This is a genomic window from Nocardia sp. NPDC005998 (genome assembly GCF_040614395.1).
In the GTDB taxonomy this organism is placed as follows: domain Bacteria; phylum Actinomycetota; class Actinomycetes; order Mycobacteriales; family Mycobacteriaceae; genus Nocardia.
Map to the genome: position 1 here is coordinate 24,482 of NZ_JBEXUI010000014.1, position 10,767 is coordinate 35,248.

The following is a 10,767-nucleotide window of genomic DNA, read 5'->3' on the forward strand; positions in this document are numbered from 1 at the left end:
CCTATGTGATATGGATCACAAAGACAAGTCCGTCGATCGGCAGTAGGTTCTCCGTACCGCTGCCGCATGTTGGCGAATGTGTTACTTCAGCTTAATTTTCGCTACTAAATTCAACTGTGTCAGCCTGGCTTCGAGCGGAGGAATCTGTGCAATCACACGTGACTGTCATACATAGAGTGCGCGGTGTCGACGTCCCGTATCTCGAGCGTATCGATCACGTTTCGAATTCCGTAACCTATGTTTGCCCGCGCAGCGTGCTGGATGGTATACCGGTGCATGCCGCGGCCGCGGTGACGATTCTCGATGATATGGCTCTCGTGCCAGCGGCGGTGCGTGATCTCGCGACCCGGTTCGGTACGCCGGAACGCATTGTTGCGCTCCATGAATTCGACCTGCTCACGGCCGCCGAACTGCGTGCGGAATTCGATCTGCCGGGCGATCGGCCGGAATATGCGGTACGGTTTCGCGATAAGCTGTCGATGGGCGAAACCGTTCGTGAGCATGGTGTTTCGGTACCTGCATTCCGGGCCGCTCCCGATGTGGCCGCCGTTCGGGAATTCGCCTCCGAGCACAGGTTTCCGTTGATCGTCAAGCCGCGGCTCGGTGCGGGGAGTCGAGATGTGGTCAAGCTGGATTCCGCTGAAGATTTATCCATCTTGCCCGACCTGAGTGCCGAACCCTTTCTCGTGCAGGAATTCTGCCCGGACGAAGTGGGCGCGATAGATGGCGTATGGACCGGCAGTGGGCTCGGTCCCTGGCGTGCATCGAAATACCTGGGTACTTGTCTAGAGTTCGCCGACAACGGAACCAGCCTGGGCTATATAGAGATCGACGACCCTGTCCTTATCGGCCCGCTCGCCACCTTTGCCGAATCCGTACTTTCCGCGCTGAGCGCCGGTGTCCCCACCGTCTTCCATCTCGAATTCTTCGTCGGCTATGCCTTCGGTATACCGCACATCCGGTTCCTCGAGGTGGCGGCGCGCGCCGCCGGTGGCGAGACCACCCACATGTGGCGGGAAGTGCACGGCTACGACCTCCTCGGCGCCGCGGTCGATATTCAGCTCGGTCGTACGCCGGTCAGCGCTTCGCTCGCCGATTCGGAGGTGGTCGCCGAATTGCTGATCCACCCGCCGGTCACCCCGCCTTGCACGGTGCTGGACGTGCAATTGGATATTTCGCGCGCATACGCCCCGTATCACTATTCGGTGCCGCCGGTGGGGACGATGATCACCGAAACATTCGGTTACGCCGAGATCGGTGCGGCCTTCCGCTTCCGCGGACGTTCCAATAGGGAAGTGGTCGAGGCGGTGCAGCGCACCATCGCCGGATTCCGGATGGATTGCGTCGCACTCGATTCGCCGACCGACGCGGCCGTCGCCTGAATCGCCCGGACTGTTCTCGTGTCTTGGTTTCGCGCTTTGCTGCCGTCGGCCGGACCGCAGCGCATGCTGACGCTGATCACGGTTGCGGCGGCCGTCTCCAGCGGTATCTATTTGTCCACCGTCGTCCTCTACTTCACCAGGATCGTGCGGATCTCGCCGATGCAGGTCGGCGTGGGACTCAGCGTCGCCGGGGCCGCCTGCGTGGTCAGCAATATTCTGGTCGGCCGGATCTCGGATCGACGTGGCCCGCTCGGTGTGCTGCGCGCCAGCCTGCTCGTCGGGGCTGTCGCGACCGTCGGCTTTCTCGCGGTCGACGGATTCGCGATGTATCTGGTCGTCATTCCGGCGGCGGCCGCGGCGCAGGCCTGCGTCCAGCTGCTGATCTCGGCAATGATTCCGCGGCTTGTCACCAGTCGCGCCAATGAGTTTCGTGCCTACATCCGCTCGGTGCTCAATGTTGGTATCGCTATCGGCATCGGACTGGCCGCGGTGGCCGTGCAATTGGATTCCGCGCTGGTCTACCGGGTGGCCATCATTATCGCCGCCGGTTTCCTGACCGCGGCGATACCGCTGGTCGCCCGACTGCCCGCGATGGGGCCAGCGGCGGCGACCCCCGAACACCACGGTGAGCGCTGGCTCGCCCTGCGGGACCGGCCATATCTGGCACTGACCGCAGTGGACGGCGTGTTGTCGTTGCAATACCGAATCCAGTCGGTCGCCATACCGCTGTGGATCATCGGTGCCACGGCCGCGCCGCGCTGGTCGATCGCCGCGATAGACATGGTGAACATCGCCATCGTGGTCCTGTTCCAGGTCCGAGCCAGCCGACGGGTCGTCGATGCCACCGCCGCGGGGGTCGCGCTGCGCCGCAGCGGTTGGGCGTTTCTCATCGCATGTGTGCTGCTGGCAACCGCGCACGGACGCGGCGGCTGGGTTGCCCTGCTGATCCTCGGGGTCGGTGCCGCCGTGCTGAGCGTGGGCGAACTGTGGCAGACGGCAGGCGGATTCGAGGCATCCAATGTGCTGGCACCGCCCCAGGACCTCGGTCTGTATCTGGGTGTTTTCGGCATCGGATTGCGCATGGCCGATGCGGTCGGCCCGGCATTGCTGACGTGGTTGTGCATCGGCTTGGGCGTAACCGGCTGGTACATAGCGGGATTCATCCTGCTGGCGACCGGGCTGCTCGCGCCGGTGGTCATCAGGTGGGCCACGTCGACACGCGATCGGTACGTGCTCGTTCCGACGCTGTGAATACGGGTATCTGGGAAGACGGGTATCTGGGCCGCGGAGGGCACCAGTGGATCTGATTTCTTTTGCACGCGGCGATTCTCGGGGCGATGCTGCCGGGTCCCGATTTCGCGTTGGTCACACGCCATTCGTCGATCAGGGTCTGCGGACAGGTATCGCCGCGGCGTTGGGGATCCGTCGGTATGGCGGTGAACACCACCACCGCCGCTGTGCTGGGCATGGGTGCGGCGATCGCCGCGACGCGGGGAGCCTTCACCGCTATACGCGTGGTCGGTGCCGGATATCGCCGTGATCGCGATGGTCGGCAGACGTCGATGACCGGACCACAGGTGCACACCGGAAGCGGAGTTTCGGTACTTCTTGTTGTCGTGTATCACCCGTCGGCGAGGCGTTGGATGGTGGCGCTCAGCCAGGCCTGGAGATCAGCGGGGTCGCCGAGTTCGGAACGCAGCACCCGGCGGCGGGTCGAGACGCCGAGCACGAACGCGTCGATCGCTGCGGCTCGGCTGCGGGCGTCCGCGTCGTCCAGGCCACTGTCGCGCAGGTATCGGTGCAGCGGCTCCAGCGAGTTGGTGTCGAGAAAGGCGGCCAGCGCCTCCGCCGCCTCCGGGCGTTCACCGGACGCGCGTTGCAGCACGAGCAGCGGATCCTGCCCGGGTGCACCGAACCAGCGTTGGACGATGCTCGCCGCGAGGCGCGCACCCAGGGCGGAACGGTCGCCGTCGAAGGAGTTCGAGACCGGGATCTCCACTTGGGTCGCCGCCAGGAAAAGGCCATCCTTGCCGCCGAAATAGCGCGTGATGAGGTTGGGCGACACGCCGGCCGCGTCGGCCACGCCTTTGACCGTGATCGCTGCGTACCCGTGCTGGGCGAACTGGCGTTGCGCGTGCTCCAGGATCCGCTGCCGGGTGGCGGCCGCGTTACGCAAGGTCATGTGTATCAGCATACACATCATGTGTACGCTGATACACATGAGCGACGAGATGCGGGAACGACTCCAGCGCACGCGGCGTGTCACGACCCCGTGGAGTGCGGACGGGGCGCGCGGCATCACCGGCACCCGCCTCGACGAACTGCTCGAACGCTGGGCTAGCGGGTATGACTGGGGCGTGCACGAGCGCCGCATCGGCGAGTTCCCTTGGGTGACGGTGCGGGCAGGCGACACCGACCTGCGTGTGATCCACCAGCGGTCCGCGGCTCCCGGTGCCCCGGTTGTCGTGCTGCTGCATGGCTGGCCGGACTCGGTGCTGCGGTTCGAGCGCGTCCTGCCCTTGCTCGCGGACATGCATGTGGTGGTTCCCGCGCTGCCGGGCTTCCCGTTCGCGGCCCCGCTCACCGTTCCCGGCATGTCGGTCAACCGGATCGCGGGGATCGTCGCGGACGCTCTGGATGAGCTCGGTTACTCGCGGTACACGGTGTCCGGCGGCGACGTGGGTGGCACCGTCGCGGAAATCCTCGCGGCTGAGTACCCCGACCGGGTAGCGGCACTGCACCTCACGAACATTGCCCCGCGGCGTGCGCTCACGGCGGACCCGGCGAAGCTCGCGCCCGACGCGGCGGCCTACCTCGACCGGGCGGCGCAGTGGTTCCGGACCGAGGGCGGTTACATCGGGGAGCAGTCGACGCGGCCGAACACGCTCGCCGTCGCCCTCGGTGACTCACCCGCCGGCCTCGCGGCGTGGATCGTCGAGAAACTGGAGTCCTGGTCCGACGAGTCGGCCTTCACCGCGGACGAGCTTCTCACCTGGGTCACCGCCTACTGGGTCACCGGCACGATCGGCACCTCCTTCGCCACCTATGTCGAACCGGTCACCCTTCCCGACCGGATCGACACGCCGACCGTGCTGTCGGTGTTCCCGCGCGACATCAAACCGGAGCCGCGCAGCTACGCCGAGGTGTTCCTGAACGTTTGCGATTATGTGGAACACCGTGCCGGCGGCCACTTCGCAGCCTGGGAACAGCCCGAGGCGTACACCGGCGACATCCACCGTGCGGTCGAGCTGGGCGGCTGAAACGATCGAACCTACATCAGCAGGCATCGCGGATCGTTGGTTGAAGCGCTTCAGCGCGACCCTGATGTCGCGAGCGCCGGAAGCGCCGCTGGTATGACCGCGCCCGGTGCCGCGGCCTCCGGATTCCACCGGTAGCCATAGCTGTGGATGGTCGTGATCAGGCCGGGGCGGTTCAATTTTGTCCGCAGCCTGGTGATGTGCACGTACAGCGCGTGCGACACCCCGACGAACGCATCGCCCCAGATGCGGTCCAGCAATTGCTGACGGCTGACCGCCGCACCGGGGCGCTCGACCAGCTCGCGCAGCAGTTCGAACTCGACCGGGGTCAGCTGCACCGGTCGCCCGGCGACCTCGACCATCCCGGCCAGCAGATCCACCCGAACGTCCCCAGCGACGACCGTTTTTGTCGGCGTGAGGTTTTGGTGGGCCGCCGGAGCACGTCGGGCGATCGCGTGCAGGCGGGCCGCCAACTCGCCGATGCGGGGCGGCTTCACCAGGTAGTCATCGGCTCCGCTGCGTAGCGCGCGTACCACCGAGCGCTCGTCGGAGTCCGCGGTGAGCACGAGTACCGACATCGAACTGACTTCGCGCAGCTTGCGCAGCGCCTCCAGCCCTGGCATATCCGGCAACTCGAGGTCGAGGATGGCGGCGTGATAGCGATGGTGCGCGACCAACAGGTCCGCAGCTCTGCGTTTGTGATCCGCCTGATGGCCCCGGCGGCGCAGCCGGTGCACCAGCGCTTCGGCCTCATCGAGATTGTCATTGACCACGATCACCCGCATACCAGACACCCCTGCCTTCGAATGCTCTGTGCCCGGCCGATTTCGGTTCGGACGGTAGCGATTCGGACACTAGGGCAGCCGCGCGGCGAGATCATCCGCCATTCCGGGTGGGAATATCCGCATTGATGCGCGGCGGATCGCCAGGTCAGCGGCGATGGAGTTCGCGTTCCCACATGCGGGGACAATTCTATATCGAAGCCTAACGCGCCGCTTAATATGGTGTCGTCAAGTGACGGCACGTTCGATCGGGTGAATTCGCGGCATCAGCGCCGATCCCGCTCACTCATCGGGAAATCTGCGGGTGAGCGATGCGCGTTGAGCTGAGAACGTCAGAGATCCGCCCCACGGAATGGGGCGTGCTCGCGGCCGCGACCGCGGATTTCGCCGTATCGGATCGTTGGTTGGAAACGATGGGGCCGCTATTGCCGGGCGAGCCGCGCTGGTTGGTGGCCTATGTCGACGGACGACCGCAAGTCGGGCTGTACACCCGTTTGCTGAAATCCGCACCGGCGGAACCACGTTACGACATCGCCGCCATCTTGCGCGGGGAGATCCCATCGCCCGAACCGCGATCGCCACTGGTGTCCGCGCCCGATACCGCATCGCTGTATCCGGCGGTGCTGGCACTGCAGCCCGGCTACACTTGCGTTCCCGCCGGCCCCGGAGCAACCGACCCGGTTGTCCTCGGCCACACAGTCCGGGCCGTACACGCCTGGGCCGAGCAGCAGGGTGCCCGGTCGGTGTCGTACCTGTATGTCCCTGAGCGGCAACACATCTTGCACAGCGTGCTGGAAGACTTTGGCGCACAGCCGGTCCGGCTGTATCCGACGTGCGTCATGCCGGTCGATTTCGGAGATATCGACGGGTATCTGGCACAGTTGCCGCGCGAACGGCGGCGGGATCTGCGACGGCTGTTGCGCCGGATCGACGAGAGCGGAGCGGAACTGGGCGAAGCCGATCTCAGCGAGGTCCGCGACGAGGTGTTGGAACTGCGGATGGAGTTGCTGCGCAAGTACAACTCCATCGGCGACCGTGCCGCCCAAGCGGCGACGTTGGACCGGATGATCCGGCACTACCCGCCCGAGGATCGAGTGGTGACCACGGTCCGGCAGGGTGATCGGGTAGTCGGCTTCTCGCTGTCGCTGCGGCACGGGAATGCGTTGCGAGCGCTGTGGTGTGGGCAGCGGCCGCAGGCATACGGCGCGTATTTCGTGATGCTGTTCTACGGATTGGTGGCGGCCGCATTGCGCCGGGGGTGCACCAGCATCGACTACGGAACCCTCAAGTGGCAGGAGAAGGTTTCCTACGGCTGCCGACTGGAGCAGTTGGCGGGTCACACATGGCTATTGTGAACGGCCACAGCGGAACTCGGCTGTTCATTCCGGGCCAAATCGTCTCCCTGCTCGGTGACGGGTTGGCCGTGCTGGCCATTCCCCTGCTGGTGTTGGAGTTGACCCATAATCCCGTCGCGGCGGCATTGGCCGCCACACCGCGCACGGTCGGCTACCTGGTCGCCGGCCTACCGGCCGGGCCGGTGGTGGATCGCGCCGATCCCTGGCAGGTGCTCATCATCGCCGATCTGGTGCGGGCGGCGATCTTCGTCGTGCTCTTCGTGCTGACCGCCGTGCGAGTCGGTTCGGTGGGTGTCATCCTGGCGCTCGCCTTCGGTGCCGGGGTTGCCGGAGTCTTCTTCGAGACGGCATTGGCGGTTGCGGTGCGGGATATCTATCGTGATCGAGCATTGGTGCGCACCAATGCAATTCTGGAAACGGCGAGCCAGACTTCGATACTGCTCGGGCCACCGATAGTTGGATTGCTCGCCGCCGCAGTCGGATTGGGTGCCGCGCTGCTGGTGGAGGCGGCGACATTCGTGGTATCACTTGCGACGCTATGGGGAACCTACCGTCGCCAACCGAAATCCATCGATCGCCGAGATCCGGTGTCGTGGCGACAGTTCGGAGCCGAATTCCGTACCGGATTGCGCTTTCTCACGGCGTCCTCGGCCATCGGCGCATTGGCCGTGCTGCAAGTGATAACCAACCTGTGTCTGGCGGTCCAGACTTTGATCGTGTTCTTCGCGCATGACTATCTCGGCATGTCGGCGGGGCTGGTCGGCGTAGTGGTGGCCGCCGGTGGCATCGGCGGAATCCTGGGTGCCGCAACCGCTCCCGCGTTCATGACGCGGTTCCGTCCGGTACCGCTGTGTGTGGCCGCCATCCTGTTGATCGGCATCGCCTTGGGCACAGTGGGTTTCGCGCCGAACATTTGGTGGTTCGCGCTCGGCAATGCCGTATTGATCTGGGCCGATGTGCTGGCCAGCATCGTGGTCCGCACACTGCGCCAGCAGCTCGTGCCGCGCGAGCTGCTCGGCCGGGTCACCAGCGCCATGCGGACGGTGGTGCTGGCGGCCGCACCGGTCGGTGCGGTGCTCGCGGGCCTGCTCACGCACCTCTACGGCAATAACCCGCGTCCGGTCTTCCTAGCGGCCGCGGTACTCATCGGGCTGTGTTCCCCGATCGTCTGGATTTTTGGCCTGCGACGCCATCGCGACATTCCCCTGCTCCGCCGCGACGAAGAGATGGTGCCCGTATGAAGCTCTACACCGGCGAACGCCTGGCCGAATTGGCCCTGGCGCGTGGCCTTTCCGAGGAATACCTGCGTGATCTGCGGATCGTGTCCGCGGTGTTGCCGTTCCGGGTGAACGACTATGTCGATCGCGAGTTGATCGACTGGACGGCAGCGCCCGACGACCCGATCTTCCGGCTCACCTTCCCGCACCGAGATATGCTGCCGCCCACGGTATTCAGCAGTATTGCCGAGTTGTACGACGCCGACGCCTCGCGGGAAGTGTTGGCCAAGGCGGGCGCGCAGGCACGTCGGCTGCTCAACCCACATCCCGGTGGCCAACTCGACGCGAATATTCCTGTTCTGCAGGGGAAGCCGCTACTCGGACTGCAGCACAAGTATCGCGAGACCGTGCTGGTGTTCCCGTCGCAGGGACAGACCTGTCATGCCTACTGCGGCTACTGCTTCCGTTGGGCCCAGTTCGTCGGAACCGAGACCCGCCAGGCGATTTCGGATCCCACCGTAGTGACCGCCTATCTGCGCGAGCATCCTGAGGTCACCGATGCGCTGTTCACCGGCGGCGACCCGATGATCATGCGGACCGCGGTGCTGCGCCGCTGGGTCGATCCACTGCTGGAGCCGGGCCTGGAACATATCCGCACACTGCGTTTCGGCACCAAGGCACTGTCCTACTGGCCGACCCGATTCACCGACGACGCGGATGCGGATGACCTGCTGCGCCTGTTCGAACGGTGTGTGGCCGCAGGGCGGCACGTCGCCGTCATGGCGCACTTCTCGCATCCGCGGGAGCTGTCCACCGCCGCGGTCCGCAAGGCCATCGCCCGCATCCGGGACACCGGTGCGGTGATTCGGGCGCAGGCGCCGCTGATCGCGCACGTCAACGACGATGCCGATGTCTGGGCGCGGATGTGGCAGTCGCTGGTCGAGTCCGGTGTGATCCCGTACTACATGTTCGTCGAACGAGACACCGGCGCTCGCAGCTATTTCGAGGTCCCGCTGGCACGGGCACTGGAGATCTACACCGATGCCATTCGACAGGTTTCCGGCCTGGCCCGCAGCGCCAGCGGCCCGGTCATGTCCACCCATATCGGCAAGGTTGTAATCGACGGCGCCCCAACCATCTTGGGTACCAAGGTCTTTGCGCTGCGCCTGCTCCAGTCCCGCGACCCCCGCGACACCGGCAACCAGTTCTTCGCGCGCTATGACCCTGGCGCACATTGGCTCGACGATCTGACACCCGCCCTCGGCACGACTATTCCCGAGCGACCTCGGAGTGTGGTCGGTTAGTCGTCCAGAAAATTTCGGCTTTGTGCCGGGCTTTTCTAGTAATCGGCAGGGGTTCCCGTTTTCGGCTTCCGGGATGCCCGCAATGGGTGTGTCCTAGTCGTGGCGGTCGGCCGGACCCCTCGGGTCGACCGCCACCATCGACCACCGACACCCCAAAGCGAAGGTCCGCAATGATGACGAACATCCAAGCGGGACAGCCGGATACAGTCGGCTTGTGGGGTCGGCCGGGCCGCGATGACACTCGCACACACAATGCGGTCGGCTTGGTGCGGACCGGCGTGTCCGTGGACACCATCCACCGAACCGAAGCCGATGGCCTGCAAGCCACCTGGCAGCTGAACCAGGAGCATGAGATCGGAATCATGTTCGTACACAAAACATCCGACGCAACGCGGGTCGCATCATTCGATCCCAACGGCTATCCCGATCTCGTCCAGGCGCGCGAAAGGCTACCGAAACTCGCGAAGCTCTGGGACGCCGTCCGCCACCACTTCTGGACCGAAGCCATTCCGGCGCACCGCCGTTCGCATCCATCCGAAACGCGGAAGTGAGTCGGATGCCGATCAGGACAGGCGCTGCGGGTTTCCGAGTTCACGACGCCGGGGAATCTTGTTCCCTGAAGAAGACTTGATCTTGGTCAGTACTCGAGTTCGGTCCAGGGGATGGCGATGGGGAACGGGAAGTCGATGGTGATGCCGTCCGGGTTCTCGTGGGTCCATTCGCCAGCGAGAATGTAGTTGGCGGGGCGCAACGGATGGATGCCATCCGGCAATTGGGCGTGCCCGATGTCGAGGCCGTAGGCGCGGACTGTTGCGATGGCGCTAGCTTCACGGTCCAAGGTCACTTCCCAGTACCACGGAATACCGGAGCCTGCGTAGCGGCCTTTCTTGGCCTCGATATCGGTTTGCGTGTTGGAAGGCGACAAGACCTCTCCGACCAGCACGACGTCAGCACTTCGAAGATCCTGGTACGGGGATTCGAGGCATCGGTGTACGAGAAAGTCGGGTGTCAAGAAATCGGACTTGCCGTTGCCGCCGAGGAAGACGTTTGTCTCGGTGGTGACCCGCCAACAGCGCTCAGGATGCGCCGAAATGGTCTTTCGCGCGCAGCGTTCGATTGTGCTCCAGAGACGGTTCGAGAAGGTCTGATGTTCGGCAGGGCCGCGGCGCACCCACACCACGCGTCCGTTCCACAGCTCGATCTGCTGGGCGATCTCCTCGGGGAGTTGCTCCAGCTCCTCCCAGGTCATGTACTCGGGGAGATCCGGACGCTCGATGCGTGGCAGGGACATGGCGCAATGGTAGTCGTCGGGGGGCCGGTCCTATTCGCGATCGCAGCGCGCCAAATCGCGCAGGCCGGGACGCTAGGGCGAGGTCGGGCAGGTTGTCGGTCGCGGTGATCGGGGCGACAGTCACTTCATTGAGCTGCTGCGCGAGGCACGCGCAGTTTGTCCCGACAACTTCTATGCGC

10 protein-coding genes are annotated in these 10,767 nt (G+C 64.9%); 7 read left to right on the forward strand and 3 right to left on the reverse strand.

Annotated elements, in window-relative coordinates:
* The first annotated feature begins 308 nt into the window (after positions 1 to 308).
* Positions 309 to 1,382, forward strand: coding sequence for a hypothetical protein (locus ABZ293_RS20445; RefSeq protein ID WP_355182755.1), 1,074 nt, complete (start codon positions 309 to 311; stop codon positions 1,380 to 1,382).
* Positions 1,383 to 1,400: 18 nt separating this feature from the next.
* The gene (locus tag ABZ293_RS20450; RefSeq protein ID WP_355182757.1) at positions 1,401 to 2,633 is read left to right on the forward strand and encodes an MFS transporter; all 1,233 of its coding nucleotides are present in this window, start codon (positions 1,401 to 1,403) and stop codon (positions 2,631 to 2,633) included.
* A gap of 370 nt (positions 2,634 to 3,003) precedes the next feature.
* Here ABZ293_RS20450 and ABZ293_RS20455 read toward each other — a convergent pair whose 3' ends face one another.
* The gene (locus ABZ293_RS20455) at positions 3,004 to 3,564 is read right to left on the reverse strand and encodes a helix-turn-helix domain-containing protein (RefSeq protein WP_355182759.1); all 561 of its coding nucleotides are present in this window, start codon (positions 3,562 to 3,564) and stop codon (positions 3,004 to 3,006) included.
* A 37-nt stretch (positions 3,565 to 3,601) separates the two neighbouring features.
* On the opposite strand from ABZ293_RS20455, the gene ABZ293_RS20460 reads away from it, so the two are divergent.
* Positions 3,602 to 4,642: an epoxide hydrolase family protein gene (locus tag ABZ293_RS20460; RefSeq protein ID WP_355182761.1), complete on the forward strand. Its 1,041-nt coding sequence runs from the start codon at positions 3,602 to 3,604 to the stop codon at positions 4,640 to 4,642.
* A 50-nt stretch (positions 4,643 to 4,692) separates the two neighbouring features.
* Here the strand turns inward: ABZ293_RS20460 and ABZ293_RS20465 are convergent, their stop codons facing one another.
* Positions 4,693 to 5,424, reverse strand: a complete 732-nt coding sequence (locus ABZ293_RS20465; protein ID WP_355182763.1) for a response regulator transcription factor — start codon at positions 5,422 to 5,424, stop codon at positions 4,693 to 4,695.
* 308 nt (positions 5,425 to 5,732) lie between these two features.
* Here ABZ293_RS20465 and ABZ293_RS20470 point away from each other — a divergent pair, with 308 nt between their 5' ends.
* The 4 genes from ABZ293_RS20470 to ABZ293_RS20485 all read left to right on the forward strand — a co-directional run bounded on the left by ABZ293_RS20470 (position 5,733) and on the right by ABZ293_RS20485 (position 9,848).
* Entirely contained in the window at positions 5,733 to 6,776 is a 1,044-nt protein-coding gene (locus ABZ293_RS20470; RefSeq protein WP_355182765.1) for a GNAT family N-acetyltransferase, read from the forward strand.
* Positions 6,764 to 8,017 carry an MFS transporter gene (locus ABZ293_RS20475; RefSeq protein ID WP_355182767.1) on the forward strand — a complete coding sequence of 418 codons (1,254 nt, stop codon included), beginning with the start codon at positions 6,764 to 6,766 and terminating at the stop codon, positions 8,015 to 8,017. Before ABZ293_RS20470 ends, ABZ293_RS20475 begins: the two co-directional genes overlap by 13 nt.
* Positions 8,014 to 9,297, forward strand: a complete 1,284-nt coding sequence (locus ABZ293_RS20480; RefSeq protein ID WP_355182769.1) for a lysine 2,3-aminomutase — start codon at positions 8,014 to 8,016, stop codon at positions 9,295 to 9,297. The genes ABZ293_RS20475 and ABZ293_RS20480 overlap by 4 nt, the downstream gene beginning before the upstream one ends.
* A 173-nt stretch (positions 9,298 to 9,470) precedes the next feature.
* Complete coding sequence (locus ABZ293_RS20485; protein ID WP_355182771.1) at positions 9,471 to 9,848, forward strand: hypothetical protein; 378 nt, start codon at positions 9,471 to 9,473, stop codon at positions 9,846 to 9,848.
* Positions 9,849 to 9,934: 86 nt separating this feature from the next.
* Here the strand turns inward: ABZ293_RS20485 and ABZ293_RS20490 are convergent, their stop codons facing one another.
* Complete coding sequence (locus tag ABZ293_RS20490) at positions 9,935 to 10,588, reverse strand: Uma2 family endonuclease (protein ID WP_355182773.1); 654 nt, start codon at positions 10,586 to 10,588, stop codon at positions 9,935 to 9,937.
* Positions 10,589 to 10,767 lie beyond the last annotated feature (179 nt).